At 67.5% G+C, this 15,915-nt stretch carries 15 protein-coding genes and 1 pseudogene; 6 read left to right on the top strand and 10 right to left on the bottom strand.

Annotation, left to right across the window (positions count from 1 at the left end):
* Window positions 1-2: 2 nt before the first annotated feature.
* The 4 genes from ACZYZF_RS11745 to ACZYZF_RS11730 are packed head-to-tail and all read right to left on the bottom strand — an operon-like array spanning window position 3 to window position 4,878.
* Window positions 3-773 carry an SDR family NAD(P)-dependent oxidoreductase gene (locus ACZYZF_RS11745; RefSeq protein WP_463744739.1) on the bottom strand — a complete coding sequence of 257 codons (771 nt, stop codon included), beginning with the start codon at window positions 771-773 and terminating at the stop codon, window positions 3-5.
* Between the two features lie 41 nt (window positions 774-814).
* On the bottom strand, window positions 815-1,678 hold the full coding sequence (locus ACZYZF_RS11740) for a pseudouridine synthase (RefSeq protein WP_463835779.1): 864 nt from the start codon (window positions 1,676-1,678) through the stop codon (window positions 815-817).
* Window positions 1,675-3,420, bottom strand: a complete 1,746-nt coding sequence (locus ACZYZF_RS11735) for a glycerol-3-phosphate dehydrogenase/oxidase (protein WP_463744741.1) — start codon at window positions 3,418-3,420, stop codon at window positions 1,675-1,677. The genes ACZYZF_RS11740 and ACZYZF_RS11735 overlap by 4 nt, the downstream gene beginning before the upstream one ends.
* A gap of 42 nt (window positions 3,421-3,462) precedes the next feature.
* A complete protein-coding gene (locus ACZYZF_RS11730) occupies window positions 3,463-4,878 on the bottom strand; it encodes an NAD(P)H-quinone dehydrogenase (protein ID WP_463835777.1) in 1,416 nt (471 codons plus the stop codon).
* A 41-nt stretch (window positions 4,879-4,919) separates the two neighbouring features.
* Here ACZYZF_RS11730 and ACZYZF_RS11725 point away from each other — a divergent pair, with 41 nt between their 5' ends.
* The gene (locus ACZYZF_RS11725) at window positions 4,920-5,387 is read left to right on the top strand and encodes a gamma-glutamylcyclotransferase (RefSeq protein ID WP_463744743.1); all 468 of its coding nucleotides are present in this window, start codon (window positions 4,920-4,922) and stop codon (window positions 5,385-5,387) included.
* A 66-nt stretch (window positions 5,388-5,453) separates the two neighbouring features.
* Here ACZYZF_RS11725 and ACZYZF_RS11720 read toward each other — a convergent pair.
* From ACZYZF_RS11720 to ACZYZF_RS11705, 4 genes and pseudogenes are all read right to left on the bottom strand, one after another.
* Window positions 5,454-5,804 (bottom strand): annotated as a pseudogene (locus ACZYZF_RS11720) (hypothetical protein); the annotation flags it as partial.
* A gap of 113 nt (window positions 5,805-5,917) precedes the next feature.
* Window positions 5,918-6,853 carry a hypothetical protein gene (locus ACZYZF_RS11715; RefSeq protein WP_463835776.1) on the bottom strand — a complete coding sequence of 312 codons (936 nt, stop codon included), beginning with the start codon at window positions 6,851-6,853 and terminating at the stop codon, window positions 5,918-5,920.
* Between the two features lie 100 nt (window positions 6,854-6,953).
* A complete protein-coding gene (locus ACZYZF_RS11710; RefSeq protein ID WP_463744745.1) occupies window positions 6,954-8,120 on the bottom strand; it encodes a M20 family metallopeptidase in 1,167 nt (388 codons plus the stop codon).
* Window positions 8,117-9,301 (bottom strand): M20 family metallopeptidase, encoded by a 1,185-nt coding sequence (locus tag ACZYZF_RS11705; RefSeq protein ID WP_463744746.1) that lies wholly within the window; start codon window positions 9,299-9,301, stop codon window positions 8,117-8,119. The genes ACZYZF_RS11710 and ACZYZF_RS11705 overlap by 4 nt, the downstream gene beginning before the upstream one ends.
* Window positions 9,302-9,348: 47 nt before the next feature.
* Here ACZYZF_RS11705 and ACZYZF_RS11700 point away from each other — a divergent pair, with 47 nt between their 5' ends.
* Window positions 9,349-10,140 carry a purine-nucleoside phosphorylase gene (locus ACZYZF_RS11700; protein WP_463835775.1) on the top strand — a complete coding sequence of 264 codons (792 nt, stop codon included), beginning with the start codon at window positions 9,349-9,351 and terminating at the stop codon, window positions 10,138-10,140.
* Here the strand turns inward: ACZYZF_RS11700 and ACZYZF_RS11695 are convergent.
* Complete coding sequence (locus tag ACZYZF_RS11695; RefSeq protein WP_463835774.1) at window positions 10,137-10,682, bottom strand: TetR/AcrR family transcriptional regulator; 546 nt, start codon at window positions 10,680-10,682, stop codon at window positions 10,137-10,139. The genes ACZYZF_RS11700 and ACZYZF_RS11695 overlap by 4 nt on opposite strands.
* Before the next feature lie 100 nt (window positions 10,683-10,782).
* Here ACZYZF_RS11695 and ACZYZF_RS11690 point away from each other — a divergent pair, with 100 nt between their 5' ends.
* Window positions 10,783-11,931 carry an FAD-dependent oxidoreductase gene (locus ACZYZF_RS11690; protein ID WP_463835772.1) on the top strand — a complete coding sequence of 383 codons (1,149 nt, stop codon included), beginning with the start codon at window positions 10,783-10,785 and terminating at the stop codon, window positions 11,929-11,931.
* 15 nt (window positions 11,932-11,946) lie between these two features.
* Window positions 11,947-12,771, top strand: a complete 825-nt coding sequence (locus ACZYZF_RS11685; RefSeq protein WP_463835770.1) for a hypothetical protein — start codon at window positions 11,947-11,949, stop codon at window positions 12,769-12,771.
* On the opposite strand, the gene ACZYZF_RS11680 is transcribed toward ACZYZF_RS11685, so the two are convergent.
* Window positions 12,669-13,745, bottom strand: a complete 1,077-nt coding sequence (locus ACZYZF_RS11680) for an AbrB family transcriptional regulator (protein WP_463835768.1) — start codon at window positions 13,743-13,745, stop codon at window positions 12,669-12,671. The genes ACZYZF_RS11685 and ACZYZF_RS11680 overlap by 103 nt on opposite strands.
* 109 nt (window positions 13,746-13,854) lie before the next feature.
* On the opposite strand from ACZYZF_RS11680, the gene ACZYZF_RS11675 reads away from it, so the two are divergent.
* Together ACZYZF_RS11675 and ACZYZF_RS11670 are read left to right on the top strand one after the other, a co-directional pair.
* Window positions 13,855-14,301 (top strand): MarR family winged helix-turn-helix transcriptional regulator, encoded by a 447-nt coding sequence (locus ACZYZF_RS11675; RefSeq protein WP_463744752.1) that lies wholly within the window; start codon window positions 13,855-13,857, stop codon window positions 14,299-14,301.
* Window positions 14,298-15,914, top strand: a complete 1,617-nt coding sequence (locus ACZYZF_RS11670; protein ID WP_463835767.1) for a phospho-sugar mutase — start codon at window positions 14,298-14,300, stop codon at window positions 15,912-15,914. Before ACZYZF_RS11675 ends, ACZYZF_RS11670 begins: the two co-directional genes overlap by 4 nt.
* Window position 15,915: the final 1 nt, after the last annotated feature.

Below are 15,915 nucleotides of genomic sequence, written 5' to 3'. Positions count from 1 at the left end.
CGTCATCGCGCTGTGCCGCCACCGTCGACGATGATCACCTGCCCGGTCATGTAGCTGCCGGCGTCCGAACACATGAGCAGGGCCGCGCCGACCATCTCGTCGGGCGTGGCCAGCCGCTTCATCAAGGTCCCGCCCTTCATCAGATCGATGGCCTCCTGCGGGTTGTTGCGCATCATGTCGGTATCGACGGGCCCCGGCGCCAGTGCGTTCACCCTGATGCCCAGCGGCGCGAACTCGGCCGCCATCGACCGGGTCACCGACATCAGCGCGGCCTTGCCCGAGGCATAGATCGACAGAGCGGGGGCGAAGTTGAACGCGCCGACCGACACCATGTTCAGCACCGCCGCCTTCGCGCTGGCCTTCAGATGCGGCAAGGCGTGCTGCACCAGGAACACCGGTCCGCGCAGGTTCACCTCATAGGACTTGGCCCAGGCTTCCGGCGTCATCTGCCCCAGCGGTTGGGCCAGTGCGTTGGCGGCGTTGTTGACCACCACGTCGATCCCGCCGAACTCGGCGACCGTGCGCTCCACCAGCGCACCCAAGTCGTCGACGTTCCCGCTGTGCGCGGGAACTCCGATCGCCTGTCCCCCGAGCCCGCGCAGATGCTCGGCCGCCCGGTCGCAGGCCTCGGGCTTACGGCTGGCGACCACCACCCGCGCGCCGGCCAGCGTAAAGCCCTCGGCGAGAGCCAACCCGATGCCGCGGGTGCCACCCGTGACGATCACGGTGCGGTCGGTCATGTCGAACAGATGGTCAAAGGTCTCACGGTTCACCCCGTCAGTAGACCATCACCACGGTCCGCTCACGCAACGCTTCAGCCCAATGTCCGGGCACTCACGAATTCGCGGTCCGCACCGGTGATCGGGTCGGTGAACTCCAGCCGCTGCGCCAGCAGTTGCAGCGGATGGTCGAAATCATCGGGAGCTACGTCGATCACGTTGGGGTACAGGGAATCACCCATGATCGGCAGCCCGATGGAAGCCATGTGTACCCGCAGCTGATGGGTCCGCCCGGTGCGAGGCGTGAGCCTGTACACGCCCTCCTCGAACACTTCGACAAAAGTCTCCGCGTTGGGCTCACCGGGTTCCTCGAAGGCCTGTAACTGCCCGCGGTGCTTGATGATCCGGCTGCACAACGTGGCGGGCAACGGCACCGTGGCGGCGCCGGCAGCGCGCGCCAGATACGTCTTGCGCACCCCGCCCTCGGCGAACAGCCGCTGATAACGGCCACGGACCTCACGGCGCACGGTGAACAACAGCACACCCGCGGTCAGCCGGTCTAGTCGATGCGCGGGGCTCAGTTCCGGCACGTCCAGTTCACGGCGCAACCGCACCAGCGCGGTCTGGGCGACGTGCCCGCCGCGGGGCATCGTGGCCAGGAAGTGGGGCTTGTCGACGACGACGATGTCGTCGTCGCGGTACAGCACCGGGATGTCGAACGGCACTACCACCTCATCGGCGAGGTCGCGGTAGAAGTAGACGTGCGCACCCGCGGGCAGCACCGTCGTCGAATCGACAGGCGTTCCGTCGGGTAGAACCACCTCTCCGGCAAGCACTTTGGCGCCGATGCCGAACCGTTCCTGCAGCTCGTCGCACACCCGGCCGCCCAACAACCGCAGTCGCGCCGGGCCGATGCCGTCACGGACCGGGAGTGGCGGCGATGAGCGCCTGCGCGTCAATTCAGGGGCACGGGTTCGAGGATCTCGGCGCGGGCCTCCGGCGCGGCCTGGCGCAGGGCATCCGCGGACTCGTCGTCGGGCTGGGTCTGCGACAGCACCTCGGCCTCCACCCTCGCGATGTAGGTGGCGACCTCACGGTCGACGTCCTCGGCGGTCCATCCGAGCACGGGCGCAACCACTTCAGCGACCTCACGGGCGCAATCGACTCCGCGGTGCGGGTATTCGATGGCAATCCGCATCCGGCGGGCCAGGATGTCTTCCAGGTGCAGTGCGCCTTCGGCCGCGGCGGCGTAGTAGGCCTCGACCTTCAGGTAAACCGGCGCAGCGGTGACCGGTGCCAGCAGTTCAGGGTTGCCCTCCGCCATCTTGAGCACCTCACCGATCAGCGACCCGTAGCGGTCCAGCAGGTGCCGGACGCGGTACGGGTGCAGCCCGTATTGCTTGCCGACGTATTCGGTCTGATTGATCAGGGCGAAGTACCCGTCGGCACCCATCAGCGGGACCTTCTCGGTGATCGACGGCGCCACCCGGGCCGGGATGAACTCTGCGGCAGCATCGATCGCGTCGGCCGCCATCACCCGGTAGGTGGTGTACTTCCCGCCGGCGATCGCCACGAGTCCGGGAGAGGCCACCGCGACGGCGTGCTCCCGCGACAGCTTGGAGGTCTCTTCGCTCTCACCGGCAAGCAGCGGACGCAAACCGGCGTAGACACCGTCGATATCGTCGTGGGTCAACGGGGTCGCCAGCACTGTATTGACGTGTCCGAGGATGTAATCGATGTCGGCCTTCGTCGCGGCGGGATGCGCGAGGTCGAGATTCCAGTCCGTGTCGGTGGTCCCGATGATCCAGTGCGTACCCCACGGAATCACGAACAGCACCGACTTCTCGGTGCGCAGGATGATGGCCACCTCACTGACGATCCGGTCGCGCGGCACCACGATGTGCACGCCCTTGGACGCACGCACCCGGAACCGGCCGCGCTCCTTGGACAGCGCCTGGATCTCGTCGGTCCACACCCCGGTGGCGTTGACCACGACATGGCCGCGCACGTCGGTGGTGGCTCCGTCTTCGGAATCCCGCAGGGTCACCCCCACGACGCGATCGCCCTCGCGCAGCAACGACACCACCTGACTGGAGGAGCGCACGACCGCGCCGTAGTGGGCCGCGGTGCGGGCCACGGTCATCGTGTGACGGGCGTCGTCAACCACGGTGTCGTAGTAGCGGATACCACCGATCAGCGAGCTGCGCTTGAGCCCGGGCGCCAACCGCAGTGCACCGGATTTCGTCAAATGCTTTTGTGCGGGAACGGATTTCGCCCCACCCAGTTGGTCGTAGAGGAAGATCCCCGCCGCCATGTACGGCCGCTCCCACCAACGGTTGGTCAGCGGAAACAGAAACGGCAACGGTTTGACCAGATGCGGTGCCAGCGTGGTGAGGCTCAGTTCCCGCTCGTGGAGGGCTTCGCGTACCAAGCCGAATTCCAGCTGCTCCAGATACCGCAGCCCGCCATGGAACATCTTGGAGCTGCGACTGGATGTGCCGGAAGCGAAATCGCGCGCCTCGACGAGTGCCACGGTGAGCCCACGAGTCGCGGCGTCCAACGCCGCGCCGGCTCCCACCACGCCACCGCCGATGACCACTACGTCGAATTGTTCGTGTGCGAGTCGTTGCCAGGCTTGCGCCCTGTGCTGCGGTCCGAGGAAGGTTTGCCCGTCGCCCGGTGCTGAGATCGGGTCAGTCACGATCCCCAGGCTACGTGGGCGGCGTGGGATCCGCCCGATTCTCTAGTCCAGGTCGTCGTGTTTCATCAACTGGCGCGCGGCCTCGGTGATCGATCCGGACAGCGATGGGTACACCGAAAACGTCTGGGCCAGCTCATCGACCGGAATGCCGTTCTGGACGGCCAGGGCGATGGCCAGGATCAGCTCGGAGGCGATCGGCGCCACCACAACCCCGCCGATCACCACACCGGTGGCCGGGCGGCAGAAGATCTTGACGAAACCGCGGCTCAGGCTGGACATCTTGGCCCGGGCATTCGTGTTGAGCGGCAAGGTAAGGGTGCGGGCCGGCACGGACCCGTCGTCGATAGCGGCCTGCGGGACGCCGACCGCGGCGATCTCGGGGCGGGTGAACACTGCCGCGGCGACGGTTCGCAGCCGGATCGGTGCCACTGCCTCGCCCAGGGCGTGATACATCGCGATGCGTCCCTGCATGGCTGCCACCGAGGCCAGCGGCAGCAGTCCGGTGCAGTCACCTGCCGCATAGATGCCCGGTACCGAGGTTCGCGACACCCGGTCGACCTTGAGGTAGTTGCCCTGCCCGAGTTCGATACCGACGCGTTCCAGACCGAGACCACCCGTGTTGGGAACCGATCCGACCGTCATCAGGGCATGACTGCCGTCGACGACGCGGCCATCGGCCATGGTGACGCGAACCCCGTGCTCGGTGCGGGTGACCGACTCGGCGCGGGCGTTCTTGACCAGGGTGACGCCGCGTTCGGAGAACACCTCCTCCAGCACGGCGGCGGCGTCGGAGTCCTCGTGGGGCAGGATCTGGTCGCGGCTGGCCACGACCGTCACCGTCACCCCGAGCTCGGTGTAGGCGTTGACGAACTCGGCGCCGGTGACACCCGACCCCACCACCACAAGATGTTCGGGCAGTGCTTCGAGGTCGTAGAGCTGACGCCAGTTGAGGATGCGTTCCCCGTCGGGTGCGGCGTTGGGCAGCACGCGCGGGCTGGCGCCGGTGGAGATCAACACCACATCGGCGGTCAGCTGACTGACCGCGCCGTCGGGACCGGTGATCTTGACGCGGTGCTGGGCCATGCCGGGAACATCGTCGATCAGCTCGCCGCGACCTGCGATCAACTCGATGCCTTCGTTGCGCAGCCGCTCCGCGATGTCGCCGGACTGCGCCGTGGCCAGGTTCTTCACCCGCTCGTTGATCTGCGGAAGGGAGATCTTGGCCTGCTCGAAATCCAGCGAATACCCCAGGTTGGGAGCACGCCGCAGCTCGGTGCGCACACCTGTGGAGGCGATGAACGTCTTGGACGGCACGCAGTCCCACAGCACGCAGGCACCGCCGATGCCGTCGCAGTCGACGATGCTCACATGGGCGACCTCTGGGCCGCGGGCAGCGGCGACAAGGGCCGCCTCATAGCCGGCGGGTCCGCCGCCGATGATCACGATGCGGGTAGCCACTGGACCAACCTAACCAACTTCGCCGATTAAGCTGTCTTACCGTGCCGCTGTACGCCGCGTATGGATCGAATATGCACCCGGAGCAAATGCTCGAGCGGGCTCCGCACTCGCCGATGGCGGGTACCGGGTGGCTGCATGGTTGGCGGTTGACGTTCGGCGGTGAGGACATCGGCTGGGAAGGCGCGTTGGCCACCGTCGTTCAGGACCCCCTTTCGAAGGTTTTCGTCGTGCTCTACGACATGACGCCGGCCGATGAGCATTCGCTCGATCGGTGGGAGGGCTCCGAACTCGGGTTCCACAAGAAGATCCGCTGCCGCGTGGACCGGTTGTCGTCGGACACCAACACCGACCCGGTGCTGGCCTGGCTGTATGTGGTCGACGCCTGGGAGGGCGGCCTGCCCTCGGCCCGCTACCTGGGGGTGATGGCCGACGCCGCGGAGATCGCCGGGGCACCCGATACGTACGTGCACGACCTGCGCACCCGCCCAGCGCGCAATATCGGGCCGTGATCTTGTTCCGCGAGCGTGCGTGTTTGCCGCCCGACACGCCGCGCTTCGCGCGCATTTTGCGCACGCTCACGCCGCGCGAGCGTGACTCAACCGCCCATTGATCCTGGCCACCATCTCGCCTTGTGGTTCGCGGACATCCTCGAACACGATCGAGATAACGGTCCACCCGACGTCCATCAACGCCGCGGTACGCCTGCGGTCGTCACGCAACGCGTCGGGATTGCCATGCCAGTCCAGGCTGTCGCACTCGACTGCGACGTTGTCATGTGGCCAGGCGAAGTCCAACCGGCGCACCTGCCCGTTGCCGTCGACGACCCCGTACTGCAATTCGAGCACCGGAAGGCCACCGTCGAGCATTACCAACCGCCCCTCGCTCTCCATCGGCGACTCCGCGCGCCCGTCGGCTAGGGCAATCAGCGCATGACGCGTGAGGCAGGAGAGTATCTGCCCGCTGGTGGCCACTCCGCTCTGCCCATCGAACAACCGCATGAGTTGAGGGTCCATGTGGACGATCGTCGGTGGTGCAGGGGTTACGCGAGGAGGTCCGCGCGTTCGGCGGTGATTCGGTTCAACTCGACGGTGCGGGCCCGAGTGCGCCGGTCGAGTTCGCTGAGAACCCGTTTGACACCCGTGATGGCCTGATCGACCTTGTCCTGGGCTTGAATGATGCGATCGCGCACCGCGAAATCGGTGAAGAAGTTGTCGAACCACACATCGAAAACCCGAGTGAAAGAGCCGAGTTCGACGAGACGGGCGCCCTCCATGTGGACATCGGCGAGCTCGGTGCTGAACTGCTTGAGATGAGTATCGGCCGAGCGTAGCGACTCCGACACGCTGTCGAGTCTGTCCTCTTTGACGATGCTGGCGATCACGCCACCGTCAAACCAGGTGTCGTACGCCGACCAGGACCTGGCACTGTCGAGCCGTTCAGCGGCGGTGCGCAGGTCTTTCAACGCCCGCTGGCCTGCGGAACTCGCCTGCTTGAGCTCGCGCAGTTCGGCCGTCAATTGCCCTCGTGTTTCCGCGATTTCGAGGAGTCTGGCTGCGTCCGGGCCACCGTTGCCCTGAAGCCAGCGTTCCTTGGCGTTCAAGGCACGCTCCAATCCGAACTCGACATCGCCGAGCGCCGCGAGGCGTCCGCTCAGATACTCGACGTGCTGTTGATCGGCCTCGGCGCGGGCCCGTTGAGTGCGGTAGTCGTACTCGGCGGACTGACGTTCGGCGGTTTCGCGGACCATGTCGTCCTGGTGGGAACCTTTGAGGTGCGCCCAGATCTTGGTCAGCGACAACGATTCCAGCTTCTGGACATCGCGAGCCTCCGATTCCAGCCGGCGCCCGGCTGTTTCGGCGCGGGCGGCGGACTCCTCGGCGTGCAACTGGGCAGTCCTGAGCTGGTGTTTGAGCGATTCGGCCTCCCGGAACGCCGCGATTGCCGAGGCCAGTTGGTCGTCAGGCGCAGCTGTCATGACGACAGCCTATGGGCGCTCGCCGTCCACGAGTGACGCCAAAATGTCGGCGATCCGCGGCGTGTTGACCGGCAAACACGCACGGTCGCGGTGCAAGAAACTAGGCGGAGGCCTCGATGATATTGACCATCGTGCGCACGCCGACGCCCAGTGCACGCTCGTCGATGTCGAACGTGGGCTGGTGTAGATCGAGTTGCGGTCCTTGTCCGCTCCACACACCGAGCCGGCCCATCGCGCCGGGTACATCTTCGAGGTACCAGGAGAAGTCCTCGCCGCCGCCGGACTGATGAGTGTCGGCGAGGACGTCGGGGCCGATGGCCTCGATGGCGTGGGTGAGGATGCGGGTGGACACCTCTTCGTTGACCACCGGGGGCACGCCACGCCGGTAGTTGAGGCTGTGTGAAATGTTGAGCGGCGCGAGCAGCGCGGTAACCGTCTCTTCCACAATCGATTCCAGCGTCAGCCAGGTATCGCGACTTGCGGTGCGGATCGTCCCGGCCAGCGTCCCGATCTGCGGGATGGCGTTGGCGGCCACGCCGGCATTGACCGCACCCCACACCATGACGGTGTCGTGACGGGGATCGATACGACGGGACAGCACGCCGGGCAGCCCGGTGATCAGGGTCCCCAGCCCGTAGACCAGGTCGCCGGTCAGGTGCGGCCGGGAGGTGTGCCCGCCGGGCGAGTGCAAGGTGATCTCGATGGAATCAGCTGCCGAGGTGATCGGTCCGGGCTTGGTGGCCACCTGGCCGACGACCAGCCGGGGATCGCAGTGCAGCGCGAAGATCCGGCTCACCCCGGTCAGCACGCCCGCATTGATCGCGTCGATCGCGCCGCCCGGCATCAGTTCCTCGGCCGCCTGGAACAGCAACCGGACCCCGACCGGCAACTCCGGCACCGACGCCAGAGCCATCGCCGTGCCCAGCAGTACGGCGGTGTGTGCATCGTGCCCGCAGGCGTGCGCGACGTTGGGCACCGTGGAGGCATAGGGCGCGCCGGTCCGATCGGCCATCGGCAAGCCGTCCATGTCGGCGCGCAGCGCGATCCGCGGACGGTCCTCCGGCCCGAAGTCACACGTCAATCCGGTGCCACCGGGCAGCACCTTGGGGTTCAGCCCGGCCTCGGCCAGGTGACGGGCCACGAATTCGGTGGTGGCGAACTCCTGACGGCCCAGTTCCGGATGGGCGTGCAGGTGACGCCGCCACGACACCATCTCGTCGTAGTTGAGCGACAACCAGCGCGCCGCGGCATGCTGCAGCACACTCATGACGCCCGCCTCCTCTGCAGCGCCTCCAGCACCCGGTCCCGCTGCACGGGTGTCTCAGCCAGCTGAACCACGCTGCGGGCCAACATGATTGCACCTTCCAGCACGGCCTTGTCGGCGCTCGGACCCGCCGCCGCGGCGGTGAAAGCCGGCTGGTGGATGGCCGCGCCACCGGAGTCGATACCGATCACCGGATGAATGCCGGGCATCACCTGGCTGATGTTGCCCATATCGGTACTGCCCAGTGGCACACTTGCCTCCACGTTCTCCGGCAACGGGTTACGGCCCAGGCGCCGCATCTCGGCGCGGATGGCCTCGGAAAGCCATGGGTCGGGCACCAACTCGGCGTACGGCGGGCCGATCTCGGTCACCCGGTGCTGACAACCCGTCGCGAGTGCTCCGGCCGAAAAACACCCGGCCATGCGGCCTTCCAGCTCGCGCAGCGCCGGCATGTCGGTGGCCCGCATGGTGTAGCGCATCTCGGCCCGGCCCGGGATGACGTTGGTGGCCTGACCGCCGTGGGTGACGATGCCGTGCACCATCTGTCCCGGCATCAGTTGCTGGCGCAGCAGGCCGATGGCGACCTGCGCGACGGTGACCGCGTCGCCGGCGTTGACGCCCAGATACGGCGCGACGGCTGCGTGCGATTCCCGGCCGGTGTAGTTCACCGTGACCTCGGAGAGCGCCAGCGAGCGGGCGGCGGCGATGTCCACGGGTCCCGGATGCAGCATGACCGTCGCGGCGATGTCGTCGAACACACCGGCGTTGAGGAGCAAGACTTTCCCGCCACCGAGTTCCTCGGCCGGGGTGCCGACGAGCACGACGGTCAGACCCAGTTCGTCGGCGACGCCGGCCAGGGCCAGCGCGGTACCGACAGCCGAGGCCGCGATGATGTTGTGGCCGCAGGCATGCCCGATCTCGGGCAGCGCGTCGTACTCCGCGCAGATCCCGACCACCAGCGGGCCGCTGCCGTAAGAGGCCCGGAACGCGGTGTCCAGTCCTCCGGCAGCCGCGGTGACCTCGAACCCGTACTCGGCCACCAGCGCCTGCGTCTTGGCACAGCTGCGGTACTCGGCGAAGGCCAACTCCGGCTCGGCATGTATCGAGTGGGAGAGCTCGAGGAGGTCGCCACGGCGCCGATTGATGGCGTCCTCGACGCTCAGCGAGGCGGTGGCAGACGGCATCCTCGCAGTATCTCACTGCGGGTTTCCGACGGTTAAGCTCGCCTATCGTGACCGATCCCGAGGCATCTAGCCAGGCAGCCGCCACCATCGCCGAGCGGACGGGCGTCGAACGCCACGATGTCGCGGTCGTGCTCGGCTCAGGTTGGGCGCCCGCGGTGGCCGCGCTGGGCGAGCCGGTGGCCACCGTGCCGATGGCCGATCTTCCCGGCTTCACCCCGCCGAGTGCAGCCGGGCACCGCGGCCAGGCGCACTCGGTACGCATCGGAGACCACCGGGTGCTGGTGTTGGCCGGACGCATCCACGCCTACGAGGGCCATGACCTGCAGCATGTCGTGCATCCGGTCCGGACGGCGGCGGCCACGGGCGTGTCCACCGTGGTGCTCACCAACGCCGCCGGCGGCCTGCGCGCCGAGTATCACGTCGGTCAACCCGTCCTGATCAGCGACCACCTCAACCTCACCGCGCGGTCTCCGCTGGTCGGCGCGCAGTTCGTCGATCTGGTCGACGCCTACTCCCCCGCGCTGCGGGCCCTTGCCCGCGATATCGAGCCCACGCTGGCCGAGGGCGTCTACGCCGGGCTGCCCGGCCCGCATTACGAGACCCCCGCCGAGATCCGGATGCTGCGGACCCTCGGGGCGGATCTGGTCGGCATGTCGACGGTGCACGAGACGATCGCCGCCCGGGCCGCCGGCCTGCAGGTTCTGGGCATCTCGATGGTGACCAACCTGGCTGCCGGGATGACGGGCGAGCCGCTCAGCCACGCCGAGGTGCTCGAGGCCGGACGTCAGTCCGCAACCCGGATGGGTTCCCTGCTGGCATCGGTGATAGACCGGATCTAGCCGACCAGATACCGCTGCAGCGTGGGCCCGATCCAGTCGACGACTTCCTGCCGGGGCATTTCCACCAGCGGGCCGAAGGCAAGCACGTAGCGGCACAACGCCATGCCGAGGACCTGCGAGGCGGCCAAGCTCGCCCGCGTCGGAGTGTCGGCAGCGTTGCGCGTCGTCTCGGCGATGACCGGAGCGAGTTGCGCCGCGAAGATCGTGCGCATCCGCTCGGCGACGACCTCATTGGTCACCCCGGCCCGCAGCAGGATCAGCAACGCCTCATCGCGCTCCCAGCGTTCGAGGAAGTGCGCGGCCAGCGCGGCACCGATCTCCTCACGCGGGACCCGGGTGAGATCCGGTAGTTCCAGATCGAATTCGGCAGCGGCGGCGAACAGCCGTTCCTTGTTGCCGTAGTAGCGCATCACCATCGCAGGGTCGATCCCGGCATCGGCCGCGATCGCCCGGATGGTGGCGCGCTCGTACCCGTCGGCGGCGAATCGCTCCCGCGCCGCAGCGAGGATGACGGACTTGGTCTCGGCTGCAGGTCGTCGCATGTCAACAATTGTAGGTCAACAACTGTTGACATCGCGTCAGAAGGCTCCTACGTTGAAGTCAACAGTTGTTGACCAACGGTTGTTGACCAAGGAGTCGAAGATGCAGAACACCACTACAGACGTCCTGATCGTCGGAGCCGGGCCCGTCGGACTGACGGCGGCCATCGTGTTGATCCAGCACGGCCACGACGTGACCGTCGTCGATGCCCAGGCCGAGGGCGCCAACACCTCGAGGGCCGCCGTCGTCCATCCCCACACCCTGGAACTGCTAGAGCCCTACGGCGTGGTCGACCAACTCGTCGCCCGCGGAGTCCACACCCCGTCATTCACCATCCGGGATCGCGATGACCTCCTCATCGCGGCACCGTTCAGCGAGCTGCCGACCGCCTTTCCGTACACGCTGATGATCTCGCAGGCCGACACCGAAGGCTTCCTCTTGAACCGGCTGGAACAGCTGGGCGGGAAGGTATTCCGCCCGGCCACGGTGACCGAGCTCCGGCAGGACACCGACCAGGTGATCGCCACGTTCGCCGATGGTCAGCAGATCCGGGCCCGTTACCTGATCGGCGCGGACGGCATGCACAGCACGGTCCGCGACCAGGCCGGTATCGCGTTCAGTGGGGGCACCTACGGCGAATCGTTTGCCCTGGCCGATGTCCGCCTGTCCGGCGGTGTGCCTGCCGACGAAGTCATCTTGTACTTCTCGCCGGCCGGGCTGGTCGTTGTCGCACCGCTGCCCGACGGCATGTACCGCATCGTCGCCACGGTGGACGAAGCCCCGCAGCATCCTGACATCGCGTTCGTGCAGTCGCTGTTGAACGAGCGCGGCCCGGTGTCGACGCCCGCGGTGGTCGAAGAGGTGGTCTGGGGTTCCAGGTTCCGCGTGCACCACCGGGTGGCGGACAGGTTCCGCGACAACCGCATCCTGCTCGCGGGCGACGCCGCACACGTGCACTCTCCCGCAGGCGGGCAGGGCATGAACCTGGGCATCGAGGATGCCGTCGTCCTGGGCGAGCACCTCTCGCAGGTGCTGGACGCCGGGGCCGACGAGGCGCTGCTCGACGAGTACGCCACCGCCCGCCGCCATACCGCACGCGGTGTCGTCTCGATGACCAGCCGGCTCACCGAACTCGCCACCGCGTCCGCTCGCCGCCGCCCGGTCCGCAACCGCGTCATGCGGCTGGCGGGCAAGCTGCCCGCTGTCCGCCGGGCGCTGGCCTGGCGACTGTCCGGCCTGAACCGACGCTGAGAAGAGGGAAAGCAGATGAGGCTCGTCAATGATCAACTCGCGGTACCGGTTCGGCTCACCCGGCCGACCGACGACAGATTTCTGATCCTGGCGGCCGAGGCGGGCCGCTGGGCCGGGCCGCTCGCGCTGCCGTCGCGCGCCCGCCGCCGGCTGACCGGCCACCTCGAAAAGTGGGCGACGAAGCTCGCTCAGCGCGACGACGTCGTCGAGGCCGTGGTGTTCCGTGGAGCACTGCGCCCGCCTGGTGAGGGCACGGCGTTGCTGGCACGCGCGGGTGTCCGGCCCGCCCGTTACGACCTGGTCGTTCTCATTCGCACCGGTGATGTTGACGCGATCGACAGCGTGCGGGCTGACAAGGCCTACCGCGCCATGGTTGCCGAAATAAAGCGCAGCGCACGGCATTCGTATCAGGTGGCGGCCGACAACGCGGCCCGGATCGCCGATGTGGACCACACCGGCGACCGCTGGTTCCTGTTCAACTACTTTCACGGCGATTCAGCGGAAACAGTCCGTGCCACATGGGAATACACGGCCGGGTGGTTTCAGCGCCACACCGCACTGCCGGACTCGACACTGCTCGCCCCACGGGCCGGTGAGCCGACCGACTACCGCGTGGTCAACCACGCCAGCTGGCCGGCTTTGCGGGTATTCCTCCCCAGCTTGCTGTTTCGCCGCACTTTCCGGTCATTCGTGCTGGCCAATTTCAAGGCCAACGACATCGCGGCCCAGCCGATCATCTACCGCCGGACGGCGGCCACCGGTTGTTCGGTCGGCCTACGCGCCATCACCCGCGCCATGAGCGGCGCGACGAACAACATCAGCAACACCCTCACCACCTGAGCGGCGATGATGAACGTGACATTCGAGCCGGTTTCGACCGCGGTCGCCAACACCGCGTAGACGCCGCCCGGACTGGTCGCCAGGTAGCCCTCCAGTTGCGTCATCCCGGTGACGTCGGCCAACACCATCCCGAGGCCGGCGGTTGCCGCGCCGAGCACCACGATCAGGGTCAGTGCGAGCGGAAGTATCCGGCCGATCGCCCGGAGCGAGTCGCGGGTGAAGGCAATGCCGGCCTGCCAGCCGATCACCATGTATGCGGCCTGCACCAGCAACACCGGGACGGCCAGCCCGAAGGAGAGGCCGGTGAGTTGGAGTGTCACCGTGAGGGCCAGCGGGCCGAGTAGTCCGGCGCCCGGCAACTTGGCCCAACGCCCGCCGACGACCCCGACCGCCACGATCACGGTCAGCATTGCCAGGCTGAGATACCAAGGTGCCGAGGCAGATTCACCGGGATCTGACGGCGCGTGCGACCGATCGGCGTGGAAGACCAAGGTCACCACAAGCGGAATCGTCGCGGTGACCAGCGCGACCCGCAGGTATTGGACGACGGAGACGACGCGATCGTCACCGCCGAGTTCACGCGCGATGGCCACCAGGCCCGATGCACCGCCGGCCACGAGCGCGAGCGACCCGGTCAGCGGACTGACGTCGCGATGCAGACCGAGCAACCCGCCGGCGAGAATGCTCAGCAGCAACGTCGCCACGGTGATCGCCAGCACGATCGGCCAGTCCGATCCGAGCGCACTGACGGCGTCCCGATGGACCATCGTGCCGATGTAGACGCCCAGCACGCCCTGGGCGATCACCCCGGCCGGGCGTGGCATCCGTTCCGGGGCCAGCGAGACCAGCGCCAACACGATGCCGACCGCGAGACCGGCGAACAGCGCGGCCGAGGGGACGTCGATGAGCGTGAGCGGGACGGTGACGGCGGCCGTCGCGACGAACAGCAACACCCACCGCAGCGTCCGTGTCATCGGCGTCGTCCACCTCCCACGAAAATCGTAAGGCATTCCTTTGCAATATTCACGGTCAGATGGGTGCCAAATGCCACATCGTCGCTAAATACCAAGGTATAACTTGCTTATGGCAGCAACATCGGCGACTGAACTGCGCGAGTCGATGATGGCGGTGGCCCGGCAGATGCGTCGGCACCGTCCAGATCACGGCCTGACGTTGAGCCAGCTGGAACTGTTGGGCGAGGCCGGCCGCAGCGGTACGACGACCCCGGCCGAGATGGGCGCGCGGCTGCATGTGCGGGCCCAGTCGCTGACCGACAGCATCAACGAGCTGCTCCGCCGGGGGCTGATCGCCCGGCGTCCCGACGACCACGACCGGCGCCGTCAGCTCATCGAGATCACCGCTGAAGGTACGGCGTTGCTGCAGGCCGACCGGGCCGAACGCGACGCCTGGCTGCACGCCGCGATGCGGGAAAACCTCACCGATCTGGAGTTCGATCTGCTGATGCTGGTGGCACCGGTCCTGCGCAAGCTGGCGTACTCCGACGCCGCTGCGGGCACACTTGGGTCATGACCACCATCGCGACCGCCGCCGCTGAATGGATCGCGCATGACCCCGACCCGCAGACCGCGGCCGAATTGTCCTCCTGCAGTCCCGAAGAGCTCGACCGCCGGTTCAGCAATCCGCTGACCTTCGGTACCGCCGGGCTACGCGGGCCGTTGCGTGGCGGGCCCGACGCGTTGAATCTGGCCGTCGTCGTCCGCACCACCTGGGCACTGGCCCAGGTTCTCAAGGACAGATGTCTGGGTGGATCGCACGTAGTGGTGGGGCGCGACGCGCGGCACCACTCCGACGAGTTCGCCCTGGCGGCCGCCGAAGTCCTTGCTGCCGAGGGCTTCCAGGTAGTTCTCATGATGGCCGCGGTCCCGACCCCGATGGTCGCCTATACCGTTCGGCACCTGCCTGCGGTGGCCGGCATCCAGATCACCGCGTCACACAATCCGCCGACGGACAACGGCTACAAGGTGTTCCTCGACGGTGGCATGCAGATCGTCTCCCCCGCCGACCGGGAGATCGAGGCCGCGGTGGCCCGCGCCCCGTATGCAGACGAAATTCGCCGAGCCGCAGTGGAAACCGGTGGGCGTCACCAGATCTACGGATACCTGGAGCGGGCCGCCCGGGTTCGCCGGAGCACCGGTTCGGTGCGGGTGGCGCTGACGCCGCTGCACGGGGTCGGCGGTGAGTACGCGCTTGATGCCCTGGCCCTGGCCGGATTCGACGACGTGCACGTGGTCGAGGAACAGTTCAACCCCGACCCGGACTTCCCCACGGTCAGCTTCCCCAATCCCGAGGAGCCGGGTGCGGTCGACGCGCTGCTGGCCCTGGCCGACGACATCGACGCCGAGATCGCAATCGCCCTGGACCCCGATGCGGACCGGTGTGCCGTCGGGGTACCCGGCCCGGATGGTTGGCGCATGCTCACCGGAGACGAAACCGGCTGGTTGCTGGGCGATTACATCCTGTCTCAGCTCGAACCCGGACCCGTCAGCGAAGCCGCCCTGGTGGCCAGCACCGTGGTGTCCTCGCGGATGCTGGCCGCCATCGCGGCAGCGCACGGGGCCCAGCACGCCGAAACCCTCACCGGATTCAAGTGGTTGGCCCGCGCCCAGTCCCCCGGTAACACCCTGGTCTACGCCTACGAAGAGGCGATCGGGCATTGTGTCGACCCGGCCTCGGTACCCGACAAGGACGGGATCACCGCCGCTATCCTCGCCGCCGACCTGACGGCTGCGCTGCGCGATCAGGGCCGCACCATGCTCGATGCCCTCGATGCTCTGGCCAAAGCGCACGGCGTGCACGTGACGGGCGCGGTCACCCGCCACGTCGACGACGCCGGCGCCGCCATGACCCGGCTGCGCGAGGCCCCGCCGACAGAACTGGGCGGTATCAACGTCACCGTCGAGGATCTGCTGCAGCGGCGGGGGCAGCAACGTACCGACGCGCTGATCTTCACCGGCGACGAGGCCGACACCTCCGTCCGGGTGGTGGTACGTCCGTCGGGAACCGAACCGAAACTCAAGTCCTACACCGAGGTTCGTTGTGCACCGACCGACGATCTGGATACGGCACGGGCCCACGCCCAGAAGCTGAGCCAGGACCTCGCCGACGCCGCTGCGCGCTGGTAAC

This window comes from Mycobacterium sp. IDUB_24 (assembly GCF_055419385.1).
This window is presented reverse-complemented; position numbering and strand designations above follow the sequence as displayed.

Coding starts and splice junctions, on each gene's coding strand:
- ACZYZF_RS11715 (WP_463835776.1), bottom strand. CDS start 6,853: ATGACAGCTGCGCCTGACGACCAACTGGCCTCGGCAATCGCGGCGTTC.
- ACZYZF_RS11710 (WP_463744745.1), bottom strand. CDS start 8,120: ATGAGTGTGCTGCAGCATGCCGCGGCGCGCTGGTTGTCGCTCAACTAC.
- ACZYZF_RS11705 (WP_463744746.1), bottom strand. CDS start 9,301: ATGCCGTCTGCCACCGCCTCGCTGAGCGTCGAGGACGCCATCAATCGG.
- ACZYZF_RS11695 (WP_463835774.1), bottom strand. CDS start 10,682: ATGCGACGACCTGCAGCCGAGACCAAGTCCGTCATCCTCGCTGCGGCG.
- ACZYZF_RS11690 (WP_463835772.1), top strand. CDS start 10,783: ATGCAGAACACCACTACAGACGTCCTGATCGTCGGAGCCGGGCCCGTC.
- ACZYZF_RS11685 (WP_463835770.1), top strand. CDS start 11,947: ATGAGGCTCGTCAATGATCAACTCGCGGTACCGGTTCGGCTCACCCGG.
- ACZYZF_RS11680 (WP_463835768.1), bottom strand. CDS start 13,745: ATGACACGGACGCTGCGGTGGGTGTTGCTGTTCGTCGCGACGGCCGCC.
- ACZYZF_RS11675 (WP_463744752.1), top strand. CDS start 13,855: ATGGCAGCAACATCGGCGACTGAACTGCGCGAGTCGATGATGGCGGTG.
- ACZYZF_RS11670 (WP_463835767.1), top strand. CDS start 14,298: ATGACCACCATCGCGACCGCCGCCGCTGAATGGATCGCGCATGACCCC.